A 25,997-nucleotide genomic window follows, 5' to 3' on the forward strand; every position below is an offset into this window, starting at 1 on the left:
CGGCGGCCCGTTCTGGGCGCGCCTCAATCGTAGCCCGAGATGGTCCCAGGCTGACAATTTCGACTGTAATGGACGTTTGGGCAGAAGCGCACACTTAAGAATCGCAACGATAGTCTGCGAGACAAAGCGTCGCGTATCCTTGTCAAAGCCTTGCGCAGCCTGGAGCATCACGGGCAGGCTCTCGCGTAGATTCCCAGCGATATCCGCAAACCGCTCAGCACCCGTAGCCTCAAGCACGGAGAACAACGCATCTACAAAACGCTCGCGCTCGTTAGGCGACACCGCAAGCAGCATCTCGCGAATGGAGCCATCAACGTATCGAGCACCGGCGGACAGGCGCTCACAGTACACGAAGTCGCGACCATCAACCACTCAGCTAAAGGGATTATGCTGAAGCAGGCTGAACTCGGTGCTCTCAACGATGGCATAGTCCTCCTGTGTCTCGAACATCATGCCAAAGATCGACGACCGAGGTAGCGTCTTGTCGATTCGACCGGATAGATCGGCGAAGGCGTTGCCGCTCAGAAACTCCTCGACGAAGCCCGGGCCATCATGGGAATACGCCCTTTCGATTCGCTCACGGGCGACATCGGGGCACATCGCCGCACCGTACACCGCAAGGTTTCCACCCTTGGAATGACCTCCGCACAAAAGCGGCCCGTCAATCGCATCCGCCGCCTCGTCTACATAACGCGCCGCGGATTCCTGGGCCGGCACAGGACACCGGAACGCCATGTTAAAGTCCTCTTTCCAGCCCACAATCGTGCTGTCGGTCCCCCGGAAGGCAAGATAGCTAAACCCCGCCGGAAATCGGAACGTCATGGCCGCAAACTGCTCCGTTGTCTCGGCATCACTCACGCTACGATAGCCGCAAACACGAACGCCACGGTAGCGAGGGCTTGCTGCCACAGCCTCCAACAGGGCACGACTCCCCTCCGGATCCCACAGGTCGCCAATCATGTCTTGGTAGCACTCGGCGCGCAGCAGCTCGCGTACGTCTAGGCCCTGCCAGTTCGTCAGCTCCGCCATATCACCCGGCAAACGCAAATAGGACAACCACGCAAAGACCAGGCTATCCACCGCGCAGAACGGCCGTTCCTCAAACGGATCAAACGCCGTCTGGGCATAGGTCAAAAAATTAGGCGAATCCGACATGGCCCTCCCATCAACTATGGTGCATTGGGGTGGTGCAAAGTAACCTGACCCCCCCTCGCACTAAAAAGGCGCCCGGACCGTGTGGCCCGGACGCCTTTCATTGTAGCCTGTTGCCCAAACGAGCCGAATTTAGCAGGAGAAGTCGACGCTGTCGATGATGTCCTTGAGGGCCTTGGCGGAGGCGGTGAGCTCATGCTGCTCGTCATCGTTCAGCGGCACGGGGACGCGGCAGACGACGCCGTCGCGGCCAACGACCGTCGGCATGGAGATGGCCAGATCGGACAGGCCATACTCGCCCACCATGAGCGAGGAAACGGGCAGAACGGTCTGCTCATCACGCATAACAGCGGTGCAGATGCGCTTGACGGCCATGGCGACGCCGTAGTAGGTGGCGTGCTTCTTCTCGATGATGGTGTAGGCGGAGTTCTTAACGTCCTCGGCGATACGCTTCTCGGCAGCCTCGTGCTCCAGATGACCGTGAAGCTCGCAGAAGGTGTTCAGCGGAACGCCAGCAACCTGAGCGCTGGACCAAGCGACAAACTCGGAGTCGCCGTGCTCGCCCATGACATAGGCCTGGACATCGCGCGGGTCAACCTCGACGTGGGCACCAAGCATCTGCTGCAGACGGCCAGTGTCGAGCACGGTGCCGGAGCCGATGACATGGCCCTCGGGCAGGCCAGACATCTTGATGGCAGCATAGGTCAGAACATCAACCGGGTTGGAGACGATTAGCAGAATGCCGTCGAAGCCGGACTTCTTAATCTCGGGAATAATGGACTTGAAGATGCTGACGTTCTTGTTGACCAGGTCCAGGCGGGTCTCACCGGGCTTCTGGGCAGCGCCAGCAGTGACGACGATCATGGCGGCGTCGGCGACATCGGAATAATCGCCGGCGTAGATCTTCATCGGCTCGGCAAACGTCATGCCGTGCGCGATATCCAGGGCCTCACCCTCGGCACGGTTCTTGTCCACGTCGATGAGGACCATCTCGGAGAACAGACCACTCTGCATCAGTGCGAACGCCGAAGACGAACCGACGAAACCGCAGCCGACAATAGCGACCTTCTTCTCGTTAACCATTAGAAACTCCCATCTCTCTCCACAAACAAGCCGCCCGGGAACGACCCGAGCGGCTTGTCGTAATCCCAATACATCCAATCGGGACTTTGATTATGCCCCTATTCGCAGCCAAAAATCGACCGTTTACCGAAATTGTTTGCAGTATTCGTAAAATAACTGCGCGAAATCGGTTTCGAGCTATTGACGAGTCGAAATAGGTTTCTAATACAGGCCCGCCTCGCGAATGGCCTCGACAGCCAAAGCGATCTGATCGGGCGGTAGGACCAGCGCCATGCGCACGTGTCCCTCGCCCGAAGGACCAAAACTCGCGCCCGGCGTCACCACAACGCCGGCCTTCTCCATGAGCTCCTCGCAAAACGCCATGGAATCGGTGCGACCACCGGGAAGCTTGGCCCACACAAACATAGAGCCATGCGCGTTGGGACGCTCCCAGCCCAGACCCTCAAGACCATCGCACAGGGCATCGCGGCGCTCCTGGTACTTCAGACGCTGCGCCTCGACCTCATCGCGCGGGCCATTAAGGCACGCGATGGCGGCCTTCTGGATCGGGAAGAACATGCCAAAGTCAATCTGGCTGCGCAGCTTGGCGAAGGCCGAGACCACATCCTCGCGACCGACCAAAAAGCCGATACGCGCACCGGTGACGTTAAACGACTTGGAGAGCGAGAAGAACTCAACGCCCACCTCGAGCGCGCCGGGATACTGCAAGAAGCTGCCGCCCGGCTCGCCGTCGAACACGATGTCGGAGTATGCGTTGTCGTGAACGATGAGCAGGTCGTGCTCGCGGGCGAAAGTGATGATCTCCTCGTAGATCTCGGGCGTGCCCACCGAGCCGACCGGGTTCGCGGGCAGCGACACGATCATATACTTGGCACGATCGGCCACCTCGGGATCGATACCCGCCACATAGGGCAGGTAATTATGCTCGGCAACCAGCGGATAGTATTCGAGCTTGGCATCGGCGATCTTGGCACCCGCCTCAAAGACCGGGTAGCACGGATCGGGAACCAGAATGGTGTCACCCGGATCGAGCAGGGCCAGGCCCAAATGGCCCACGCCCTCCTGCGTGCCGTTGCACGACTGCACCATAGACGGCGTAATGCCCGAAACGCCAAAGCGACGCTCATAGTAATCGCACACGGCTTGCTTGAGTTCGGGCAGGTCGCGCAGGGCATACTTCCACATCTCGGGATCTTGGGCTGCCTGCGTGAGCGCCTCGACCACGTGGTCGTACGGCTTAAAGTCGGGCGTGCCCACGCTCATGTTGTAAATGGTCTTGCCCTGAGCCTTCAGCGCGAGAAGCTTGTTGTTGAGCGAGGCGAAGACCTCCGCGCCAAAGCGGTCGAGACGCTGCGATGCCTGCATGGTGCCACCTTTCGATATGAAAAACGCGGCGCTCCGACAAGAGCGCCGCGCGATACGGGCCATCAGATTGCAAAAGTGTAACGCTTGCAACCCCCGTATTGGTTCAATTTAGCCAACCTTAGTCAACTGGATTGAGCGCGTCGATCTGCGCAAGCCACAGACGCGAGCTAGCGTCACTCGGCATACGCCAATCGCCGCGCGGGCTGAGCGTCACCGAGCCCACCTTGGGACCATCGGGCAGGCAGCTGCGCTTAAACTGCTGGGCAAAGAAGCGACGGTAGAACGTACGTAGCCACGTGTGGACGGTCTTGGCGTCGTAGACGCCCTCGAAGCTCTTGAGCGCCATGCGGTAGATCTTGCCCGGCTCAAAGCCAAAACGCAGCAGGTAGTAGAGGAAGTAGTCGTGCAACTCGTACGGGCCCACCAAATCCTCGGTCTTCTGCGCAATCTCGCCGTCGCCCGTGGGCGGCAGAAGCTCGGGGGACACCGGCGTATCGAGGATATCGAGCAAGACCTCGGCAATGCGCCCGCCAAAGACATCGGCGGCATAGCGTACCAGATGGCGCACAAGCGTCTTGGGCACGCTCGCGTTGACGGCGTACATGCTCATGTGGTCGCCGTTATAGGTAGCCCAGCCGAGCGCCAGCTCCGACAGGTCGCCCGTGCCAATGACAAAACCGCCAGCCTGGTTGGCCAGATCCATCAGAATCTGCGTACGCTCGCGCGCCTGGCTGTTCTCGTAGGTCACGTCCTGCACAGCTGGATCATGCTCAATGTCCTTGAAGTGCTGCTCCACAGCCGCGTGGATCGAAACCTCGCGGAAGCTCACACCCAGGTCGCGAGCGAGCGACTCGGCATTCGACTTGGTGCGATGCGTCGTGCCGAAGCCGGGCATGGACACGGCTGTGATACCAGTGCGCGGCAGCCCCAGTGCATCGAAGGCACGCACGGTCACAAGCAGCGCTAGCGTGGAGTCCAAGCCGCCCGAAAGGCCGATAACCGCAGCCTTGGTACCCGTGTGGGCAAGGCGGGTCTTGAGGCCCGCAGTCTGCAGATCGAGGATCGTCTCGCAGCGCTCGGCCAAGTCGCCGTGGTCGGCCGGCACAAAGGGCGCGCGCGGGAAAACGCGGTCGATATCGCAGGCATCGCGCAGGACAGGTTCTTCGGCCAGCACGCCCTCAAACGAAAACTCAACGGTCGTGGCCTCCGGCGCATCGTCGGTGCGCGCCCACGTCGTCGAGCGACGGCGCTCGGCAACCGGGCGGTCAAGGTCAACGTCGGCGATGGCCATATCGCAGGTAAGCAGTTTGGTGGCGGCGAGCTTGGAGCCATTTTCGTAGATAAGGTTCTCGCCCGCAAAGACCATGTCGGTCGTGGACTCGCCCTCGCTCGCGTCCGCGTAGGCATAGGCGCAGTACAGGCGTGCGCTCTGGTTAGAGATGAGGCTGCGGCGGTAATCCGCCTTACCGATAATCTCGTCCGAAGCCGACGGATTGAGGATCACCGTCGCACCGGCAAGCGCCATCTCGGTCGAAGGGGGCGCCGGCACCCACAGGTCCTCGCAGACTTCAACGCCCAGCACCATATCCTCGGCACCCTCATCACAGCAGCGGTAGACAAGCCCCGAACCCAGCGGAACCGGACCCTGACCGGCAAATTCAACCCACACGGGATCCGCAGGCGACGGAGCAAACCAGCGACGCTCATAGAACTCGCCATAGTTGGGCAGATACTTCTTAGCCGTAAGACCCAAAAGCTCACCCGCACAGCACACGGCGGCGCAGTTGTAGATGTTTTCAGCCACCGCAACGGGCAAGCCAACGGTAAAGACGATCGGCAGCTCACGGGTTTCATCGAGGATGTGCACCAGCGCTGCTTCGCAGGCATGCAGCAGCGTGCGGTTATGGAACAGATCGGCCGCGGTATAGCCGGTCAGGTTAAGCTCGGGCAGTACCAGCGCGCGAACGCCACGCCCGGCAGCATCGCGAACAGCCGCCAGCGCAACCTCGGCATTACCCTCGACATCGGCCACGCGAATCCGCGGCGAGGCCGCCGCCACACGCAAAAAGCCATCAGACTGAGAAAGGTGAAGATTCATAAGAATGCTCCCGTGCGTAAACGCTATTCAACACAATTAGCAAGCCCTATTGTAGTTCAACCGCCGGGTGGAACCGCATCCCACCAACTTGGTGAGCAATTGATGAGTTGATGGTATCTGTTAAATGTCACGTACGATTCACATCTGGTGGGTACCCTGATGGCTACACGAAACGAAGCAGATTTACACCGGGAGGACCCCGTATGACAACCAAGTACACCGACGCGCCGCGCACGCGCGTCATGACGCCGGCATTGCTCAACAACGGCGTACACGAGAACCATTCCATTGGACAGACCATGGCCATCGCGCCCAAAAAGGGCCTGTTCGACGACATTTCCATTCCCCAGATCATCGCCGGCGCCGCAGCTGCCGCCACGAGCGTGGCGCTTGCTTCAAAGATCGGCATTGCCGGCTCGGTGATTGGTGCCGCTGTGAGCTCAGTCATCACTGTTGTGTCCTCGCAGGTCTATCGCCACTTTATCTCCGCCAGCGCCGAAGCAATCAAGGGCACGCATGCCGCTGTCGACTACCCTGCCGGCGCCTACGAGCCCGTTGAGCCCGATGTCGAGGAGCACCTAGGTGGCGCCGCGACCACGCAGGAGATGCGCCAGGTTGCGGGACGCGCGACCACGGCGCGCGTCGCCCCCAACAGCCTGCGCGCCAAGGCGGCGGCAGAGCGCAGCCAGACACAAAAGAAGGTCATCGTCTTCTCGATCGCCATCGCCATCGTCGCGGTCATCGCCTGCGCCGGCGCCATCCTTATCACCACTGCCGGTGAGGGTCTGGGCGAGCGTCCCGAGCCAATCCTGTCGTCGCGCACGACCGAGCACGACGCGGATAACACCGGTCAATCGCAAAGCCAGCAGGACGACTCGCAGGGCGCCTCCGCATCCACCGACTCGTCCTCGAACACCCCCGATCAGTCGCAGAGCGCTGATTCCTCTGCGAACAGCGGCGGCACGCAATCCAGCACGACCGACTCAAGCCAAACGACTGACGGCTCTCAACCGAGCACAGGCGACCAGACGAGCGGCAATGCATCGGGCACGGGATCTACCGACAATAGCAACACCAACAGCTCGAGCGGAACCGCTTCCGGCACGGCATCAGACAGCTCGAGCCAAGACACGGCATCGGGCAACTAAGCACGTTTGCCCCTCATAGATAACCGACCTGCATAACGGGCGCGAACCGGCAACGGTCGCGCCCGTTTGCCTTGGGCGACGAGATGGCAAGCCCCGCGCGATGGTAAGATGCTTTGGTGTGTAAAGAGGAGATTTGCCATGAGCAAGACAATAGTTAAGCCCACGCTATCGCTGGGCAACCACATCTATCTGTATCGCCTGCTGCGCGACGCGATTGGGTGCGGCAAGCAAACGTTTATGACGCAGGTCGAGGAGGCACTCGCCGCTGGTGACATGGTCGCATATGACCTGGGCTTTGAGTCCACGCACGAGCTGCTCGAGGAGCTCGACGACTGCATTAAGCTGACTGTCTTTAAGGGCGGTCGCCTGTATGCCACCGTCATCGCCAACGAGGCTTGGGATGCCGCCCTTGCCAAAGGCGAGGACAAGCCCAAAGCTGCCAAGGGCGCCAAGCAGTCCTACAAAAAGAAAAAGCGCGGCGAGAAGGACCTCAAGGCCGTGCGCCCCAAGCACGTTAAGCGTCCCGAGCCCGAAGCCATGGTTGAAGTCGTGCCGGAACCCGAGCCCGAGACAGAGATCGAAGTCGCTATTGAGGTAACGGCAGAAGCCGAAACCGAAATCGCTGCCACGACCGAGCCCGTAGTCATATCCGAGCAGGAAGCCACTGCTGAGCTCAACGAGGCTCCCAAGTCGACAGCCGAAGAAGCCGCTAACCTATCCGAAACGCCTGCGTTCCAAAACAGCGATGTCTTTGGCGACGAGGCTGAGGACGATCAGCCCGAAGAGCCCACAGAACAGGACGCTACCGAGTCGGCGCCGGAACCCGAGACGCCGCAGCCCGCCATCTCGCTCACGGTCGTCTATGACCCCGAGAATGCCAATGCCGGCATCACCACCATGGCATCCACGCCCATCGAGGCAAAGTCGAGCGTCGAGAATGAGAGCGCGACGCAGGTTGAGGTTGAAACTGAAGCTGCAAACGCGCCCGTCACCGTGAAGCCCGCAGATTCCACAATCAAGCCGAAGACGACGCTGGAGTTCGCACCCGTCATCGAATCCGTGCCCGCCTCTGCTTGCGACCAAATTCCCGCACCGGCACCGGCTTCGGTACTCGCAGAGGCCCCAACCCCCGCACCCGTAGCGCCCGCCATCCCCGAGGACTTCCCCGTCGATTTCGCAACCGAGGTCTTCTGCCCCGGCCCGCTTCTGCACCAGCTGTCGACCTATCTCCCCTACGGCGCCGATACCCTCGGCATTGTCGGCGAGTACTACTGGATCGCCCGCGAGCGCGGTACCATCGAGGCCGCGCGAAACCGCGCAAGCTTCCCCCTGCGCTACACGCAGGCCGGCGAGCGCCGCGAGGTTGCCGTGCGCATCCGCCGCAATACCACCGGTGGCCTCGGATCCACCTGGGCCATCGATAAAGTCGAAGAACCCGAGCAGTAACGACAAACGGCTCAAATCCAAATCAGGATTTGAGCCGTTTTTATTTGTTGATGTTGCGTAACCAACAGCGAGCGGGCCGCAAGTGCCCCAGGTTGCCGTGAAAGAGGAGCGACGCGTACTTCGGTACGCGAGCGACGGCTTGAACGGCAAGATGGGCTGCTTGCGACCCGCGCAGCGTCGAGCAGTTACGCGGTTTGGAAAACCGCGTAACGATCTAGTCGCGCGTCAGCTTACGGTGAATACGATGCGGCTGGGCTGCGTCCTCGCCCAGGCGCTCGATGCGGTTGGCCTGATAGGCCTCGAAGTTGCCCTCGAACCAATACCAGTTGCCCGGATTCTCGTCGGTGCCCTCCCACGCCAGAATGTGCGTGGCGACGCGGTCCAGGAACATACGGTCGTGGCTAATGACCACCGAGCAGCCCGGGAACTCGAGCAGCGCCGCTTCGAGTGAGGACAGCGTCTCGACGTCGAGGTCGTTCGTAGGCTCGTCGAGGAGCAGCAGGTTGCCGCCCTGCTTGAGCGTAAGCGCCAGGTTCAGACGGTTGCGCTCGCCACCGGAGAGTACGCCGGCGCGCTTCTGCTGGTCCTGGCCCTTAAAGCCAAAGCTCGCCACATAAGCGCGGCTCGGAACCTCGGTCTCGCCGACCATCATGTGGTCCAGACCGTCCGAGACGACCTCCCATAGGTTCTTATCGGGGTCGATGCCGGAACGGTTCTGGTCGACGTAAGAAATCTTGACGGTCTCGCCCACCTCGAGCTCGCCCGAAGTCAGCGGCTCCAGACCCACAATCGTCTTGAACAGCGTGGTCTTACCGACACCGTTGGGGCCGATGACGCCCACGATGCCGTTGCGCGGCAGGGTGAACGAAAGGTCGTCGATGAGCACACGGCCATCGAATTCCTTGTGCAGATGATGAGCCTCAAGTACCTTGTTGCCCAGACGCGGGCCCACAGGGATGCGGATGTCGGTCCAGTCGAGCTTCTGGCTTGCGCGGGCCTCGGCCTCCATCTCCTCGTAGCGAGCCAGACGGGCCTTGTTCTTGGCCTGGCGGGCCTTGGGCGAGCTGCGCACCCACTCGAGCTCGGCCTCCATGCGCTTGGCGAGTTTGGCATCGCGGTTACCCTGAGCCTCGATACGTGCGGCCTTGGTCTCCAGATACGTAGAGTAGTTGCCCTTGTAGGGATAAAGGTGACCGCGGTCGACCTCGCAGATCCACTCGGCAACGTTATCCAGGAAGTAGCGATCATGCGTAACGGCAAGCACCGCGCCTTGATAGTTGTGCAGGAAATGCTCGAGCCACAGGATCGACTCGGCGTCCAGGTGGTTCGTGGGCTCGTCGAGCAGCAGCAGGTCGGGAGCCTCGAGCAGCAGCTTGCACAGGGCCACGCGGCGGCGCTCGCCGCCGGAAAGCACGTTGACCGGCATGTCAGAATCGGGCAGCTGCAGGGCGTCCATGGCCTGACCGAGCTTGGAATCGATATCCCAGCCGTCGGCGGCATCGATCTCGTCCTGGAGCTTGCCCATCTCGGCCATGAGTGCGTCCATGTCGCAATCCGGGTCGCACATCTCCTCGCCGATCTTGTTGAAGCGATCGACCTTGGCGATCATGTCGCCAAATGCCATGCGCACGTTCTCGATGACGGTCTTATCGTCATCGAGCGGCGGCTCCTGCTGCAGGATGCCCACGGTGTAGCCGGGGGTGAGCCTGGCATCGCCGTTGGAGACCTCCTCGATGCCGGCCATAATCTTGAGTAGGGTCGACTTGCCCATACCGTTGGGGCCCACGACGCCGATCTTGGCACCGGGGTAGAAGCTCAGGGTCACGTCGTCAAGGATTACCTTGTCGCCATGGGCCTTGCGAGCCTGATACATCTGGTAGATAAACTCCGCCATTTGCCTGTTTTATCCTTTCTACCTGCTGTTTCCCTATTCTTGTTTCGCTTTAGTGGAAACGAAATAAAAAACCAGCTCTGAAACGTAACGAAAAAGGGGCATGGTTGCCCACACCCCCTAATACTACCTGGGAAAAGTCCCCCGGAACATACTATGAACTGCGTACGCTAGTTTTCCGCAACCTTAACGAGCGGCTCGCTGCGATTTGCGCCACAACAGATACGAGTAGACGTAAACGGCTCCAACCGAACCAAACGCCAGAGCCGCAATCACCGCGGCGACGACTTCACTCGAAAGCACGCTGCCTGCCACGCCCATCACAATCAGGCCAATACCCAGCACCATAAAGCAGGCGCCGCCAAAACGCTGCGTACGGCGCCAGTTCTCGGGATCGGCAAGCGCCCAGGGTGTCTTGATACCGAGCGTATAGTTCTGCTTCACACGCGGCAAGTAGTTGCCTACGCCGATGAACAGCAAACCGACAACACCGGAAATCAGCACGTTAACCGAACCGACCGCCGGCACTACGCCCCAGACCGTAAGCTCTCCCAGCCAGCTTATGGCGCACATGAACAAGGTGAAGGCGATTACGAAGCCCTGGTAGAACTTGCCCGAGGTTCGATATGCCTCACCTTTGGGGTCGATGCGCGGCACCATGCAGAACATTGCGAGAAGCGCCAGAGGAAGCACGCCGAGCGCGGAGGCCATCCAACTAGGACCCCAACCGTCGACGGCGCCGTTCGCGCCCCAGTGCGTGGGAATCTGTGCAGGCAGGCTCGGCATCACCATGAGGTGCGCTACAACATTAATAGCGCAGACCACAACAAGCATGGCCCACACGCGCGACGATACCCCCGTGGCGTGAATGCCCTTGTTTTCGTTATTCATCCTTATCACCTTCCGTGTTTGTAAAGCCCATAAACCAACCGATCAAGTCCTGCATGACGGTGGTGTTTAAGCTGTAAACGATGTTTTGGCCATGACGTTCGTCGGTCACCAACCCGGCGTTTTTGAGCGTCGCCAAGTGATGGCTCAGCGACGGCTTACTGATATCGAAATGCTCGGCAAGCTCCCCCGCCGTGCAATTGCCCTCGCGCAGCAACTCCAAAATGCGCCGTCGCGTTGGATCGGCAAGCGCCTTAAAACCCTCTCCCGGCATAAGACCTCCTCTCATCATCTCTCATGACGTGCACACTATACTCAATATTTAGATGTTTGTCTAACTATCTAATCGCAATGCTTCAAACCACATCAAAGCAAACGCCATCGCAACCTATGGGCGATTACCTATAATGGCGATAGCTAAAACACGACCGACTCCCCATCGGAGGATATCTATGACCGAAACCGCAGCCGCAACTCCCAACGAGACACGCGACACCAAGCTCGAGATCATCATGGGCCGTGAGGCACTCGATAAGCTCGCCAACGCCACGGTGCTGATGCTCGGCTGCGGAGGTGTGGGCTCCAACTGCTGCGAGGCACTCGCCCGCGGCGGCATCGGACATTTCGTCATTCTGGATAAGGACGTCGTCGCGCCCAGCAATATCAACCGTCAGGCCATCGCCTTTCACAGCACCGTCGGCAAGCGCAAGGTTGACGTCATGGAGGCTATGATTCACGACATCAACCCTACCGCTACCGTCATCAAACGCACCGAATACCTGCTGAGCGACAACATCGATGATTTCTTCGCGAGCGTTTTGGAGCAGACGGAAGGCAAGATCGACTACGTCGTCGACGCCATCGACACCATCTCGGCCAAGCTCACCATTGCCAAATATGCTCAGGGCCACGACATTCGTTTGGTTAGCTCCATGGGCGGGGCCAACAAGCTCCATCCCGAGTGCCTCCGCTTTGCCGACATTTTCGATACGGTACGCGACCCCATGAGCCGCATCATGCGCAAAGAGTGTAAGAAGCGCGGCATCAAGAGCCTGCACGTGCTGTTTAGCTGCGAGGAGTCGGTTAAGACCCAGCCCCGCGACCCTTCCAACATCCACGAGCGCACCGAGCTCGGAACAGCCAGCTTTATGCCCCCTATCATGGGCCAGATGATTGCCGGCGAGGTTATCCGCCAGATCAGCGGCCGCGGCACTGAGCGCGTACGCTCCGATGGCCAACGTCTGGACTAGCGGAGCGCACCGAGATGGAGCCCCGGTTATTTGATGCACACTGCCATCTTGATTTAATGGCTCACCCGGACGCCGTTGCCGATGAGGCGACGGCGCTGGGCTTGGGTCTATTTGACTGCGGCGTCAATCCGCGCGACTTTTCGGCCGCAAACGAGCGCGCCCGTCGCCTACCAGGCATCATCGCTGGCGTTGGGCTCCACCCCTGGTGGCTCGCCGACGGCCGCTGCGGTCCTGCCGAAGTCGATCTGCTTTGCGAAGTTGCTGCCCAAGAGCGCTACATCGGCGAGGTGGGACTCGACTTTTCCGCACGCTTTGCAGGAAGCGAGCCGCTACAAATACAGGCGCTTGACCGGCTCTGCGATGCACTCGTGCAGCATCCTCTTGTCGGGCGTGTGATATCAATTCACGCCGTTCGTTCGGCAGGAGCCGTACTGGACGTCCTCGAATCGCATGGACTACTCATCCCAAACTCCGACTCCCCCGCTATCATCTTCCACTGGTTTAGCGGTACTTCGGACGAACTCGTCCGCGCGCGTAATGCGGGCTGTTATTTTTCCGTGAACAAGCGGATGCTCGCCACCAAGCGCGGTCGCGAATACGCCCGACAGATCCCACTCGATCGTTTACTGCTCGAGACCGATGCGCCGGCGGAGGCAAACACCGAAACAAGCGCACAGTCGCTTATCAGATCGCTCACATGGACCTCAGAACGCATCACCTCACTCAAAAACCGCGACGCAGAGTGCATCGAGTCGGCAGTTTTAGCAAATGCGCACTCTGTTTTTGACCTTCGCTAGCCCCGGTGGGCAAAAAATGCCAAATATGAGTACTGTTGCAAATCCAGTCACATTATTTTACGGCAAAATAGTGCCTTGATAATGTACAGCTATCCATTATCAAGGCACTTTAAGGTGGTTAAAGTCATTTTTAGCAGGTTTTAATCACTCGCAGACACCCAACTAGGCCCTCAATAGCTTAATTTCGCTGTTACTAAATTAGTGACAGTACTCATATTTAGCATTTTTTGTCCATGGAGTCCCGGGGGGCGACAATTCGACTCCCCGGGACTGCTCACCTATTCGGAAATCGGCACTCCATGGCCCCAGGAGCCTTCCATGCCGCATACGGTCGAAGCAAACCCCGCCGCAAAGTCGAGTGCACGCTCGATGGCCTCGGCACCATCCTCGCCACGCTTGACGGAATCGAGATAACACATCAGGAACGAAGTCAGGAATGAGTCGCCCGCACCCATGGTGTCCTTCATATCCGTTACCGGCTTAGCCAGTTGGCGGTAATAACGATCGCCATCATAGGCAATGCAGCCCTCAGCGCCAGCCGTTGCCGATACGAAACGCGGACCTAGGCTCCTCACCCATGCCAGACGCTCGCGAATCTCATCCTCATTCGCGGCGTCTGCCGCGCTAAAGAACGCGAAGTCAACGTAGGGAGCAATCTGCTCGTAGTACTCGTCGGTCGAATCGTCCGAGAAGTCAAACGAAACCGTGATGCCCGCGGCCTTCAACTTGGGAAGTTCACGCTCGGTAAAGCAATAGTTGCCCGAGTGGACTACGTCGAACTGCTTCACGTACGCAAGGTCAAAGCGATCGAGCACATAGCGCGCATCACCACGGATGCCGCCCTCATTGGAGCCAAGGAAAACACGGTCGCCGTTAACGACGGTCACGCGTGCCGCACCGTTCTCGCCGATGAGCTGCTTGCACTTGGCAAGCTCAACGTCCTCATCCTCAAGACTCGCAATCACATGCTCAGCAGCAGCGTCATTACCAAAGATGCCCATATACGCGGAGCGCGCGGCGCCGCACTTCTTGGCATACACGGCAAAGTTCACCGCATTGCCACCCGGATACATTGTGTGGATATGCTCGTAGCAGTCGACGACGTTGTCGCCAAACCCCAGTGCGCTCACGTTAAATGCCATGACGCCGCCCCTCTCTCTTATGCCAACGGAACCACTGTTGTGACAGCAGTACCGCCCAGAATCTACGCGAGTTCCAGCAGCTCCGGCAGCTGGTCGATAATCTTGTCCGCGGCATCCTGGCTAAAGCCAAAGCGTTCCTCGCGCTTGGCAATGACCGTCAGGCCGGCTCGCTTACCCGCGGTAATGCCCGGAACGGAATCCTCAACGCAGCAGCAACGATTCGCGGGCAGCCCCAGCAGGTCCAGCGCATGCAGGTAGATGTCGGGCTCGGGTTTGCTCTCCTTAAACTGCTCGCCGCTCACCACATACTCAAAGGCATCAGACAGCCCGCATGCGTTGAGCACTTCCTCGATGCTAACCATGGGAGACGAGCTGGCAAGCGCCACGCGAACGCCACGGCGCGGCAGCTCTCGAATCGTATCCACGGCGCCTGGGTTAATCAAAGCCTGATAGTCACGCGGACGCTTATGCGCCCACTCGTCCCAACGGGCCAACGCCTCCTCGCCAGTGAAGTGTCCCTTACCGGCGCGCTCAAACCAATCGACCAGCATATGCAGGAAGAACTGATGCGAGGTACCGACCTGCCCATTCAACTCCTCTTGAGTCAGATTAAGCCCAAGCTCCTTGGCAAACGCGGCAGTCTCGCCCAGGTAGTAATACTCGGTATCGACAATGACGCCGTCCATGTCAAAGATAACGGCGTCGAACGGAAATGCGGACATGGTACCCTCCCTAACAAAAGGGCGCCTGTAAGCAGGCGCCCGAACCATGCATTATCGGCGATTCTAGCCCAGCAGCTTATCCAGCGCCACTGCAATACCATCTTCGTTGTTATTGGCGGTCACCATCTGGGCCACAGCCTTAACCTCATCGACGGCGTTGCCCATGGCAACACCGGTGCCGGCCCACTCAATCATGGACTTGTCGTTCTGGCCGTCGCCAAACGATACGACCTCACTGGCATCGATGCCGAGCTTGGGCAGGGCACCCTCGAGCGCACGGGCCTTGTCGATACCGGGCGCCGTGTACTCAAAGTACCAGTCGGCCGTAAACATGCCCGAAAGCGTCTGGGTAAAGGGCGCATACATCTCCTCGTAATGCGCCTGCAGGTAGGCCGGATCGCCTGCCGTCAGCAGCTTGTCTACGGGATAAGTGTCCACGACCTCATGCAAGCTCTCGACCTCGCGGATCTTAAGGTCGCAGGCATCGCGCTCGTATTTGACGATATTCTTCTGCGAGCCGTCCGGCAGTGTAATCATGCAGCGATACGAGTCCTCTACATGCAGGTCGCGCCCGAGCGAGATCATGGGGATCACATCATAGTTTTGCAGGTGATCAATCAGACGGTGCAGTTCGTCAGCTGGCATGGCCTGGTCAAAAAGGACCTCATCGGTCTGAGCGTCGACAACATGCGCGCCATTGAAAGCGACTAGCAGACCGTCATGGTTTTGGAGGTCGAGCTCCTGTGCCAGAGCATGTAGCCCCCATGCGGGACGACCCGAAGCCAAGATGAGCTTAATGCCCGACTCCTGCGCCGCGAGCAGCTTTTCGCGCGTACGCGGGCTGATCACCTTCTGATCGTTGGTGAGCGTACCATCGATATCCATTGCGATGGCTTTAATTGCCATATGTGCCTCCTTGCATCGTTTTTATCGCGCACTATCTTATCCGAGCCGGGGCACGTTCGCACGGCGCGCGTATGACGGTTGCAAAACCACCCCATTTGAAACAAAGACAAAAAAGTACTTGCAAAGACGCGTTCCGACATATAAGTTGATAAAAGACCGCCGTTGCGGTTTTAAGTAGATCGAGCATATGAAGTTTGAGTTTTAGCGTGTAAGAGAAGGAAGATCGGCAAAGTACAACCCCAAACGCAATGACAACTTAATGAGGTAACTGCCACATGTGAGGCACCCAGGGCATTGCTGTCTCGATTTTGAGCACGATGCCTTCCGCCTTGCATGGGCCGTTCCATCCCGCCCCTGCAGCAACTGCCTCACGGGCTCATTGAAAACCGCATAGCACCCCAACGTCAGCACATCACCCACGGCAAGCACATCACTCACGACAACCAACACATCAACAAACAGCACGAACATCAACCGATTGGAGAAGCTATGACAAACCACCACGCTGAAGACGGCGATAAGAAAAGCATTCTGGATGCCCGCATTGAGCGAGCATATGCAAACGAATATGACGCCGCCTTTGCCGCCGCGACCATAAAGAACTACGCGTCGCTACCGCTCGCGACGATCTTGGCCGACCACCCTCAACTGCTGAAGCGCTGCACAAAGATCATGGGCGACCCCGACATTCGCAAGCTGACAGACCCCTATGCCCCAAAACGCGACAACGATTCGTACGTTCTTACCGTAGGCTGCCTAGCCCATATGCTTACGGCGCTCGACACGAAACTCAAGCTCGAATGGGAACCCGACGAGCGTCATGAACTCGAAAGTAAGCGGAACACCCTGCGCACCGCACTGTTCCTTCCGTTGGACGGCCTCAAGCGCTGCAACGTCGAGCTCAATACACAGGCGCGGCAAAAGCCCGGGACCACGGGGCAGAAAACTCCAAGACCCCATGCGGCCATCGTCGACCGCAACCGATATAACCGCATGACCGCGCACTTTTCTGCCGAGGGAGCAGCCATAAGGACGCTGATCGACCTGCTGTGCCTCCTGAGCATCAACGAACTATTTGAGGGCTATCTCGCCCTTGTTCCCGCGACGGCACCCAAGTCGGTAGCAAAGATCATCGAGACCTGCAGACGCCAGTTTGAGCGCCATCGCAATGGCAGCGAGATGAACGCCAGCATCGCGCAGTACTACGCGGCTCATTACAAAAATGACGGATGTGCCCCTATCGAGCATCAGCTGCGGCTCGCCTACACCACGCCCGTCGCAACGCTCCATCGCTTTGGAGCCCTTGGCGCTTGCGAGCCGCACGAACAGGCAGCCTGCCCCACAACCGAGCTCGATCTCAGGCTCGGACGAACCCTGTAGCCCGCCAGCCCCTCCGCGGGCAACAATCCTATTCCACAACACAACCAACAGAAAGGAGTCCTCATGGACACCAATCATTCCCCCATCATCAGCCCCCTCACCATGCGTGAATCCGCCCGAGGTATCACGCTCACCAGCATTTACGATGAGATGCTCGCCCGTCGCGAGCTCTCCGTCATGGGAAACATCGAAACCCCGATGGCCCACGACCTATGCCAGCAGATCCGCCTGCTCGATGCCACCGACCCCAGCCGCCCCATCACCATATTTGTCGCCAGCGCCGGCGGAAGCGTGCGATCGGGTCTTGCGATCTATGACGCCATGCGCCTCGCATCGTGCCCCATCCGCACCGTCTGCCTGGAATTCGCCGCGTCCATGGGCGCCGTGATCTTTATGGGCGGCGACGATCGCCGTATGGCGCCCCATGCAGAGCTCATGATTCACGACCCGCTGATCCCCCAGGGGGCAGGCGGCTCGGCACTTGCGCTGCAGGAAACCAGCCGGCGTCTCATGCAGACCCGCAAGATCCTCACGCAAATCCTCTCGGACCGCAGCGGCCTCACGCCCAAGCGCATCCAGTCCCTCACTGCAAAAGACACCTACCTTTCGGCCGAGCGCGCCGTCGAGCTCGGCTTTGCCCACGAAATTCTCTCGACCACCAAGGAGGTGCCCATGTCTAACCTCGCCAGCCGCCTCGCCGCATCTAAGTCCGCATCGTCCACCATCCTCGCCAAGGATCGAACGCTCTCCTGCGACACCCGCCAAACGGGACTCAACAACAACGCACTTGTGATCGGCCCCTCGGGAGCCGGCAAGACCCGAAACGTCCTCAAGCCCAACCTGCTGCAAATGAACGCAAGCTACATCGTGCTCGACACCAAAGGCACGCTCTGTCACGAAGTGGGACCCGTGCTGGCAGCCCACGGCTACCGCGTGCAATGTCTCAACTTCGCCGACCTCAACACCGTCCCGGCCCTTGCGTCCGGCATCGAGCGCTGCGGCTACAACCCCCTGAGGCACATTCGCCGCAAGGCGGACGGCAGGCCCAACCAGCAGGACATCCTCTCGGTGGCAAAGGCCATCTGCCCCATCGAGGACAACAACCAGCCTTTTTGGGATCATGCCGCGGCAAACCTGCTGTCGTGTCTTATCGCCTACGTCACCGAACAGCTACCCGCCGGCGAGCAGACGATCAGCTCGGTCATCAAGCTGATCGAGCACCTGCAAGACGGTGCCACGGGTCGATTGTTTGACGACCTGATCACGACCGACCCCCAAAGCTATGCCCTCTCGCTATGGCGGCGCTACGCCATTACGCAAAATGCCGAGCGCATGCACGCGAGCATCGTCGGCATCCTTGCCGAAAAGGTCATGTGTCTGGGATTCGACGGTGTGGCACAGCTCTATCGTGAGTGCCATCAGGTGGACTTCGCTTCCATGGGACACACCCCCTGCGCCCTGTTTGTAACCGTGAGCGATATTGACCGCAATCTCGATCCGCTGACCGGCCTCTTTATTACGCAGGCGTTTATGGGCCTCATTCGCGAAGCCGATAGGCAGCCCGACGGCAGCCTGCCCGTGCCCGTGCGCTTTATGCTCGATGACTTCGCAAATCTGCAGATCCCCCAGATCGACAACGTGCTCTCGATTATCCGAAGCCGCAACATCTGGGCAACGCTGCTGCTGCAGTCGACCAACCAGCTCGATGCGCTCTATGGCGAGGCACGCGCACGCTCCATCATGGGCAACTGCGACACGCATCTGGTGCTGGCGTTCCAGGATCCCGAGAGTGCCCGGGTGTTTTCCGACCGCGCTGACGCGCTGCCCAGCACGCTCATGGCGACGCCGATTGATCGCTCGTGGCTCTTTGTACGCGGTCGCACTCCCGAACAGGTCGAGCGCTTTAGGCTCGAAGACCATCCGCTCTACGGGGAGCTGCCCGAGGCGCAGCGAGGCCATGCGGAGGCCGAGATCTAGGCGCAGGGTTCTCGCAGCGCGCGGCGCCCCGGCGATGTTCCACAAAGGCCGTGCGCCCCGGGACCACGGCAAAGCAAAGGGGCCCGCATCCGATAGGATACGGGCCCCTGACTATAAGGCGCGATGCGTTAACAGCAGCGACTACTTGCGATGCGCGCGATAGAACTCGATGAGCGCCTGGGTCGAAGCGTCCTGCTCGGCCTTGGCGGCGTCATCGTGGAAGGCCGGGGTAATCTGCTTGGCAAGCTGCTTGCCCAGCTCGACGCCCCACTGGTCGTAGGAGTCGATGCCCCAGACCGTGCCCTCGACAAACGTGATGTGCTCGTACAGGGCGATGAGCTCGCCGAGTGCGAACGGGGTCAGCGTGTCGCCGAAGATCGAGGTCGTCGGGCGATTGCCCTCAAAGCAACGGGCCGGGACGATCTGCTCGGGCGTGCCCTCGGCACGAACCTCATCGGCCGTCTTACCAAAGGCGAGCGCCTTGGTCTGGGCCAGGAAGTTGCCCAGGAACAGCTCGTGGACATCCTGGCCGCCGTCGGTCGCAGGGTTGGCGGTATTGGCGAAGGCGATGAAGTCGGCCGGAACCACCACAGTGCCCTGGTGCAGCAGCTGATAGAAGGCATGCTGGCCGTTGGTGCCGGGCTCGCCCCAGAAGATCTCACCGGTGTCGGAGGTCACGGCGCTGCCGTCCCAGCGGACATGCTTGCCGTTGGACTCCATGGTGAGCTGCTGCAGGTAGGCCGGGAAGCGGTGCAGGTACTGGCAGTACGGCAGCACGGCGTGGCTCTTGGAACCGAAGAAGTTGACGTACCAGACATTGAGCAGGCCCATCAGCGCGACGGCGTTGTTCTCGAGCGGGGTGTTGCAGAAGTACTCGTCGATGGCGTGGAAGCCCTCGAGGAACTGCTGGAAGCGCTCGGGGCCGAGCACGACGATCAGCGACAGGCCCACGGCGGAGTCAACGGAATAGCGGCCACCGACCCAGTTCCAGAAACCGAAGGCGTTGGCGGGGTCGATACCGAAGGCCTCGACCTTCTCGAGTGCGGTGGAAACTGCGACGAAGTGCTTTGCCACGGCCTCGGCGTTCTGCTCATCGGAGCCGTCGATGGCGCCCTGAGCCTTGAGCTGCTCGAGCATCCAGGTCTTGACCTCGCGGGCGTTGGTGAGGGTCTCGAGCGTGGTGAAGGTCTTGGAGACGATGATTACGAGCGTGGTTTCGGGATCCAGGCCCTTGAGCTTCTCGGCCTGGTCGTTGGGGTCGATGTTGGAGATGTAGCGGCAGTCGATACCGGCGTCGGCATAGGGACGCAGAGCCTCGTAGGCCATGACCGGGCCCAGGTCGGAGCCGCCGATGCCGATGGACACCAGATGCTCGATCTTCTTGCCGGTAACGCCCTTCCACTCACCGGAGCGCACGCGCTCGGCGAAGGCATACATGCGGTCGAGGACCTCGTGCACGTCGGCGACGACGTCCTGGCCGTCGACGATGAGCTGGCCCTTCTCGCTTGCCGGGCGGCGCAGCGCGGTGTGCAGGACAGCGCGGTCCTCGGTAGTGTTGATGTGCTCGCCAGAGAACATGGCGTCGCGGCGCTCCTCGAGCTTCACCTCGCGGGCAAGATCGCACAGTAGCTTGACGGTCTCATCGGTCACCAGGTTCTTCGACAGATCGAAGTGCAGGTCACCGGCGTCAAAGCTCAGCTTGTTCACGCGGTCGGCGTCAGCAGCGAACCAGGCCTTGAGGTCGATACCTTCGGCCTCGAGCTTCTCCTGATGAGCCTCGAGCGCCTTCCAAGCGGCAGTCGACGTAGCATCGATAGGTGCGGCAACAGTTGCCATAGAGTCCTCCTCAGCATACGGGCGCACGCCTCCATGCGCCCGGACATTCAGATGCCACTATTCTAGCGCAGGTCAAGACTACAATCAGCGAGCGTTGCCAATCGGCCCCCAAACGGCAACCGACCAAAAAGGGACAGGTTTTGACGATGTCCGCGCAAGCGGGTATTATCGAACATGTATTCGATAAGAACATGTGTTTGATGGGAGGACGCGTGGGGCACGAGCGTCACACCTATGTCTGCATCGACCTTAAGACGTTCTACGCCAGCGTCGAGTGCGTCGACCGCGGGCTCAACCCGCTCACTACCAACCTGGTCGTTGCCGACGAATCGCGCGGACGCACGACCATCTGTCTCGCTATCACGCAGGCCATGAAGGACTTAGGTATACACAACCGCTGCCGTCTGTTCGAGATTCCCGACGGCATCGACTACATCAAGGCCGTACCGCGCATGCAGCACTACATGGAGGTGTCGGCGCAAATCTACGGCATCTATCTGGAATACGTCAGCCCCCAGGACGTGCACGTCTACTCAATTGACGAGTGCTTTATCGACGTGACACCCTATCTGGACCTCTATCACACCGATGCGGAAGGCTTCGCCTGCATGTTGCGCGACGAGGTCCTGGCGCGCACCGGCATCACGGCGACGGTCGGCATCGGCCCCAACCTATTCCAGGCCAAGGTTGCACTCGATATCACCGCCAAGCACGTACCCAGCCGCATCGGCATACTCGACGATGAGACCTTTCGCAAGGAAATCTGGCCCCATCGTCCCATCACCGATATCTGGGGCATCGGCCCCGGCGTGGCAGCACGACTCGAAAAATACGGCGTCTACGATCTGATGGGCGTCGCGGCGCTCGACGAAAACCTGCTTTACGACGAGCTCGGCGTCAATGCCGAGTATCTCATCGACCACGCCTTCGGACGCGAGCCGACAACCATCGCCGATATCCAAGCCTATCGCCCGCAAGCAACTTCGACCACCACAGGACAGGTGCTCTCGAAGGGCTATGCCTACGAGCAGGCCTACACCGTCTTGCGCGAGATGGTCGACAACGCCGTGTTGGACTTGATCGATAAGCACGTGGTCTGCGACAGCATCTCGCTCTTTGTGGGCTACGCGAGCGAGCGCGCCGACATACGCAGGCTTGATGCCAGCGGTACTGCACAATATGTGGACGGATGCGGACACCTGCGCTCGAGTACGTCGAGCATCGAACCCACCGCAACCGCCGGCCCCGAGCTCGCGCCCCGTGCTCCCAAGCCCGTCCAGCGCGATGACGAACGGCGCCGCCTGGTGCGCGAAGCGCAGGCAATCGATGGCATCTTTGTGGGAGAGCATGGTGGCAAACCGCGTGGTGGCTATGCCGCGCTCTTTGCGCACTCCAACGCCTCGCGCAAGCTGCCCGAGCGTACCAATTCGTTTAAGAAGATCATGGGCTATTTCGATGAGCTCTGGGCGCAGACTGTCGATCCCAAACGACCGGTCAAGCGCATCAACCTGGGCTTTAGCAATCTTGTGCCCGAGGAATTTGCCACCATCGATCTGTTCAGCGATATCGAGGCCGATGAGCGCGAGCGCGACCTGGCGCGCGCCGTCCTGGCCGTGAAAGGCAAGTACGGCAAGAACGCGCTCGTCAAGGGATTAAGCTTTACCGCCGGCGCCACCGCGCGCGAGCGCAACGATCAAGTTGGAGGACACCGTGCCTAAACCCAAACAACAGCCCATGCGCCCGCCGACCGCCTTCGAGCGCCTGGCGGACCCCGAGGGCAGACGCCGCGCAGCCGACCCCAACCTCACTGCCAACGGTGCCGTGCGCGCCAACCGCGCCGCACAGTTTATGCCCTTTGCCGCCCTCACGGGATACTACGAACTCGTGCGCAAGCAGGAAATCACCGTCGAGCAAAAACGTGAGCTCACGGAAGAAAAAGCCCTCGAGCTTTCGCAAAAGCTCGAGGGCCTCAAACGCGGCGACTTGGTGCGCGTCACCTATTACGATACGTACGGCTATCGTAGCCGCACGGGCATTCTCGACGAAGCGTTACCCGCATTCAAGCTGCTCAAACTCAGGGATATCGCCATCAACTTCGACGATATCCAGGACATTGAGCTACGCGGACGAGCCTAGCGACGAGAACGCTTGCGCAAGACGAGAGCAATGCCAAGCACTGCGGCAGCTGCAACCAGCAATCCCAAGACCAGCGTGAGGGTCGAGTCGCCAGCGCGAGGCAGCGAGCCGTCCTTCGAAGTCTTCTTAGCGGTCGTCGTGACGGTGGTCGTGGTGCTGCTCGACTGGTCGTTGCCACCCGTCTGGCTGCCGCCAGGCTGATCGCCGCCACCCGGCTGCGAAGGATCGGTGGGTTCCGTCGGATCCGGAGTACCGGGATCAACCGGATTCTCCGAATTCTCCTTGCGCTGGATCCAGACCTGGCAACCATAGAACGGGTTGGCGGTACCAAGGCACAGACCCTGGTTGGTCACCGCAAAGGTGCGCAGACCATGGTTATACGGATCGTTAAAGCCATTGGTCGTCAGCGTCGTAAAGTTCACGCCGTCCTCGGTCACATACATATCAAAGCCGCGCTCGGCATCGCGCAGGTAACACATGCACGTAAGGACACTCTGCAACTTCTTGAGGTTCTCCTCGCTCAGCAGCTTATCGAGCGCATCCTGAATATCGCTCGGCAGCTCGGTGCCATAGGCATCCTCGTACTGCTGCTTAAGGCTCTCATAGCTATCGAGCATGTCCTGATACTGGTCGGCAAAGGACTTGAAGTACGCGATCTCGCCATCGATCTTCTGGACATAAGCGGCGTCGTCCTCAAAGTCCTGGGACATCGTCGCGGCCTGATCGCAAAGACCGCCCGCGGCATCCTCCAGCGCATCGCTCAGATCGCCAAAGCCCTTAGCAACCTCGGTCTTCTCGTCATCGACATCGACGGCCTTGTTTGAATCATCAACCTCAGCAGCTTCGTTCGAATCATCGACCTCGACGGCCTCGTTTGAATCATCGTCCGCAAGCGTGTTCACGGGAACGATGGGGTCGTCAGGCGATTTCTTGTCGAGCAGGTGATCGAGCAGGTCCCTAAGGCGCTGAACCTGAGAGTCCCACTCCTCGGGCGTCATATCGATAATGTCGCCATTGGAGAACTGGCCGATCGGCTCAAGCAGGCTCGCGGTATCAAAGGTACCGATATACAGCTTGCCGTCGAACTTCTGCATGCGCCAAATGTACTGGTTCTCGTTTCGGCCAAAGCCCGAAGTCAGGCCGGAAATACCGCCCTCGGGGAACATGTCGGTGCAATCGCCAACGACGAGCTCCATGTTCTCGTCCTTGTCCATGCGATAGATGTTAACCGACTGCTCAAGATTGGCATTCACAAACGAGCAGTCAACGCCACCCATGCTGCTCTTGCCGCCCTCTTCGGTGTTGGATTTGTTGAACAGGATGCGCTCGAGGGCAATCTCCTCGTCGTTGTATTCACCGATATAGAGGTAGTCGTTGTAGACGATGAGGTTGGCAGCGCCAGAACGGGTACGGGCAGGATCGATGCCAAAGCAGTACTTTGCACCGTCCGTCTTCTGATCGCCGACAATGGGAGTCCACGAATAGCTGCCGTCGGCATTCTTGTCGCCACGGACCATGGCAAACGACTGCATGGAATTATCATCGGGAGCGTTCTCGGGCGTACCGGTGCAGATGGTCGCATAGAGATGGCCATTGTACGAGACCATATCCCAAATGGCGCCGCCGTAGATGCTGTCCTGATAGCGAATCGCCGGATAGCCAAACAGCGTCTCCGAGTTGGCAATCTCGGTGAAGCTGTCCTGGCCCTTCGAGGGGTCAGACGACGTCAGGATTGTCGACACAAAATTACCGTTCGCGTCTTTACCCACATTACTGATGACGAGCTGGCCATCATGGACGCACATGCCGCGGATACCGGTAGAAATGCCCTGCTTGTAGGCAGCACCGTAATCCTGCATGCTCGAAAGGCCCTGATAGACAACTTTGTACTCATCCGTCTTAGGATCGATCTCGTATACAGCAGGCAGGCCGCCTTTGCCGTCATTGGTCCTGACGCTGCCGCAGAAATAGAGCTTACCCTTATAGCTCACGGCATTGCGGAACAAAGGAGCGACGCCGTTGAGCGATTCAGAGAGTAGCAGCTTGGTCTCACCGGTCTTGGTATTGATCTTGACCAAGATGCCGCCGCTGTCCTTGTCGGCCGTGCCGTCCTCCTTCTGCTGTCCATAGAAGAAGGTACCGTTAAACATGGCCTCCAGCGTCAGGCGCATGGTTTCGACATCAAAGGAATCGCCCAGCGTGCTGTTCATGAGCGTCAGCGTGTTGCCCATCGCCGCATAGCAGGTGCCCACATAAAGCCAGTCACCATAGCTCGCAGCCGCCCAAGTGTAGCTCTGGCCGCGATCGCCTTCGTTGTTGGCCGTATTACCATCGGCGCCCGGAACGGCAACGGCACCGTTACCCTGGTAGTCGACGATGCCATCCGGCTGCGACGTTCCTACCGTAGGATGCGAGAGCTTCTCAAAGGAATACCCATTTCCCGCATTGTAGGTAACGGCACCCGATGCGTCTTCGGCGTGCGCCGGCAGCGGCGATACCAAGATAGCGGCAAGCGCTGCCACCAAGCCAAGTGTTCCCACTCGTCTCATAAGGTTATAGCCTCCCCTGTCCTAAAGCCCAGTTTTAGCATTCTTCATTTCTGTCCACGGTTAATTGCAATCTGAGCACAGCAATAATCAGTGTATAAATATACACCTGTAATTTTTTGGACGGGTTCATAGATGCTCGATTGGTAGCGAATTCCGCGCAAACCGTCACCAAACTCCACTTTTGCCGCATCTAAAGGTTATTTTTGCGCAAATTTTTGGATGCCGATAGTC

Annotated in this window: 20 protein-coding genes and 2 pseudogenes; 9 read left to right on the plus strand and 13 right to left on the minus strand. The window is 59.5% G+C overall.

Annotation, left to right across the window (positions count from 1 at the left end):
* The 5 genes and pseudogenes from I4W07_RS02785 to I4W07_RS02805 all read right to left on the minus strand — a co-directional run.
* A pseudogene (locus I4W07_RS02785) lies at window positions 1-351 on the minus strand (DUF2974 domain-containing protein); the annotation flags it as partial.
* A 21-nt stretch (window positions 352-372) separates the two neighbouring features.
* Window positions 373-1,155: an Mbeg1-like protein gene (locus I4W07_RS02790; protein ID WP_196025550.1), complete on the minus strand. Its 783-nt coding sequence runs from the start codon at window positions 1,153-1,155 to the stop codon at window positions 373-375.
* Between the two features lie 129 nt (window positions 1,156-1,284).
* Entirely contained in the window at window positions 1,285-2,235 is a 951-nt protein-coding gene (locus tag I4W07_RS02795; RefSeq protein WP_089573042.1) for an L-lactate dehydrogenase, read from the minus strand.
* Window positions 2,236-2,436: 201 nt separating this feature from the next.
* The gene (locus I4W07_RS02800) at window positions 2,437-3,600 is read right to left on the minus strand and encodes a pyridoxal phosphate-dependent aminotransferase (protein WP_195503306.1); all 1,164 of its coding nucleotides are present in this window, start codon (window positions 3,598-3,600) and stop codon (window positions 2,437-2,439) included.
* Between the two features lie 118 nt (window positions 3,601-3,718).
* On the minus strand, window positions 3,719-5,698 hold the full coding sequence (locus I4W07_RS02805) for an NAD(+) synthase (RefSeq protein WP_196025551.1): 1,980 nt from the start codon (window positions 5,696-5,698) through the stop codon (window positions 3,719-3,721).
* A gap of 203 nt (window positions 5,699-5,901) precedes the next feature.
* On the opposite strand from I4W07_RS02805, the gene I4W07_RS02810 reads away from it, so the two are divergent.
* The gene (locus I4W07_RS02810) at window positions 5,902-6,846 is read left to right on the plus strand and encodes a hypothetical protein (protein ID WP_196025552.1); all 945 of its coding nucleotides are present in this window, start codon (window positions 5,902-5,904) and stop codon (window positions 6,844-6,846) included.
* A gap of 138 nt (window positions 6,847-6,984) precedes the next feature.
* Window positions 6,985-8,292 carry a hypothetical protein gene (locus tag I4W07_RS02815; protein ID WP_196025553.1) on the plus strand — a complete coding sequence of 436 codons (1,308 nt, stop codon included), beginning with the start codon at window positions 6,985-6,987 and terminating at the stop codon, window positions 8,290-8,292.
* A 214-nt stretch (window positions 8,293-8,506) separates the two neighbouring features.
* Here I4W07_RS02815 and ettA read toward each other — a convergent pair whose 3' ends face one another.
* From ettA to I4W07_RS02830, 3 genes are all read right to left on the minus strand, one after another.
* Window positions 8,507-10,186: an energy-dependent translational throttle protein EttA gene (ettA, locus tag I4W07_RS02820; RefSeq protein ID WP_055251458.1), complete on the minus strand. Its 1,680-nt coding sequence runs from the start codon at window positions 10,184-10,186 to the stop codon at window positions 8,507-8,509.
* 183 nt (window positions 10,187-10,369) lie between these two features.
* Window positions 10,370-11,074, minus strand: a complete 705-nt coding sequence (locus tag I4W07_RS02825) for an SdpI family protein (RefSeq protein WP_196025554.1) — start codon at window positions 11,072-11,074, stop codon at window positions 10,370-10,372.
* Entirely contained in the window at window positions 11,067-11,345 is a 279-nt protein-coding gene (locus I4W07_RS02830) for an autorepressor SdpR family transcription factor (RefSeq protein WP_022094448.1), read from the minus strand. The genes I4W07_RS02825 and I4W07_RS02830 overlap by 8 nt, the downstream gene beginning before the upstream one ends.
* 178 nt (window positions 11,346-11,523) lie before the next feature.
* Here I4W07_RS02830 and I4W07_RS02835 point away from each other — a divergent pair, with 178 nt between their 5' ends.
* The gene (locus I4W07_RS02835; protein ID WP_196025555.1) at window positions 11,524-12,321 is read left to right on the plus strand and encodes a tRNA threonylcarbamoyladenosine dehydratase; all 798 of its coding nucleotides are present in this window, start codon (window positions 11,524-11,526) and stop codon (window positions 12,319-12,321) included.
* A gap of 14 nt (window positions 12,322-12,335) precedes the next feature.
* Window positions 12,336-13,118, plus strand: a complete 783-nt coding sequence (locus I4W07_RS02840) for a TatD family hydrolase (protein WP_196025556.1) — start codon at window positions 12,336-12,338, stop codon at window positions 13,116-13,118.
* Between the two features lie 278 nt (window positions 13,119-13,396).
* Here the strand turns inward: I4W07_RS02840 and I4W07_RS02845 are convergent, their stop codons facing one another.
* The 3 genes from I4W07_RS02845 to I4W07_RS02855 all read right to left on the minus strand — a co-directional run bounded on the left by I4W07_RS02845 (window position 13,397) and on the right by I4W07_RS02855 (window position 15,888).
* The gene (locus I4W07_RS02845; protein ID WP_196025557.1) at window positions 13,397-14,260 is read right to left on the minus strand and encodes a PfkB family carbohydrate kinase; all 864 of its coding nucleotides are present in this window, start codon (window positions 14,258-14,260) and stop codon (window positions 13,397-13,399) included.
* A gap of 62 nt (window positions 14,261-14,322) precedes the next feature.
* Entirely contained in the window at window positions 14,323-14,982 is a 660-nt protein-coding gene (locus tag I4W07_RS02850) for an HAD family hydrolase (protein WP_230317444.1), read from the minus strand.
* A gap of 63 nt (window positions 14,983-15,045) precedes the next feature.
* Window positions 15,046-15,888, minus strand: a complete 843-nt coding sequence (locus I4W07_RS02855) for a Cof-type HAD-IIB family hydrolase (RefSeq protein ID WP_195544145.1) — start codon at window positions 15,886-15,888, stop codon at window positions 15,046-15,048.
* Between the two features lie 333 nt (window positions 15,889-16,221).
* Between I4W07_RS02855 and I4W07_RS02860 the strand changes: the two genes are divergently transcribed.
* From I4W07_RS02860 to I4W07_RS02870, 3 genes and pseudogenes are all read left to right on the plus strand, one after another.
* Complete coding sequence (locus I4W07_RS02860; protein WP_196025559.1) at window positions 16,222-17,268, plus strand: hypothetical protein; 1,047 nt, start codon at window positions 16,222-16,224, stop codon at window positions 17,266-17,268.
* A gap of 102 nt (window positions 17,269-17,370) precedes the next feature.
* Window positions 17,371-17,910, plus strand: a pseudogene (locus I4W07_RS09350) (ATP-dependent Clp protease proteolytic subunit); the annotation flags it as partial.
* Between the two features lie 30 nt (window positions 17,911-17,940).
* Window positions 17,941-19,245: a VirD4-like conjugal transfer protein, CD1115 family gene (locus I4W07_RS02870; RefSeq protein ID WP_196025597.1), complete on the plus strand. Its 1,305-nt coding sequence runs from the start codon at window positions 17,941-17,943 to the stop codon at window positions 19,243-19,245.
* Window positions 19,246-19,386: 141 nt separating this feature from the next.
* Here I4W07_RS02870 and pgi read toward each other — a convergent pair whose 3' ends face one another.
* Window positions 19,387-21,081, minus strand: a complete 1,695-nt coding sequence (gene pgi, locus I4W07_RS02875; RefSeq protein ID WP_035138859.1) for a glucose-6-phosphate isomerase — start codon at window positions 21,079-21,081, stop codon at window positions 19,387-19,389.
* 146 nt (window positions 21,082-21,227) lie between these two features.
* Between pgi and I4W07_RS02880 the strand changes: the two genes are divergently transcribed.
* Window positions 21,228-22,799, plus strand: a complete 1,572-nt coding sequence (locus I4W07_RS02880) for a Y-family DNA polymerase (RefSeq protein ID WP_196025560.1) — start codon at window positions 21,228-21,230, stop codon at window positions 22,797-22,799.
* Window positions 22,792-23,217 (plus strand): hypothetical protein, encoded by a 426-nt coding sequence (locus tag I4W07_RS02885; protein ID WP_227790077.1) that lies wholly within the window; start codon window positions 22,792-22,794, stop codon window positions 23,215-23,217. The genes I4W07_RS02880 and I4W07_RS02885 overlap by 8 nt, the downstream gene beginning before the upstream one ends.
* On the opposite strand, the gene I4W07_RS02890 is transcribed toward I4W07_RS02885, so the two are convergent.
* Window positions 23,214-25,766, minus strand: coding sequence for a hypothetical protein (locus I4W07_RS02890; RefSeq protein WP_196025561.1), 2,553 nt, complete (start codon window positions 25,764-25,766; stop codon window positions 23,214-23,216). The genes I4W07_RS02885 and I4W07_RS02890 overlap by 4 nt on opposite strands.
* Window positions 25,767-25,997 lie beyond the last annotated feature (231 nt).

Origin of the sequence: Collinsella aerofaciens (assembly GCF_015670745.1) — a bacterium.
Classification (GTDB): domain Bacteria; phylum Actinomycetota; class Coriobacteriia; order Coriobacteriales; family Coriobacteriaceae; genus Collinsella; species Collinsella aerofaciens_T.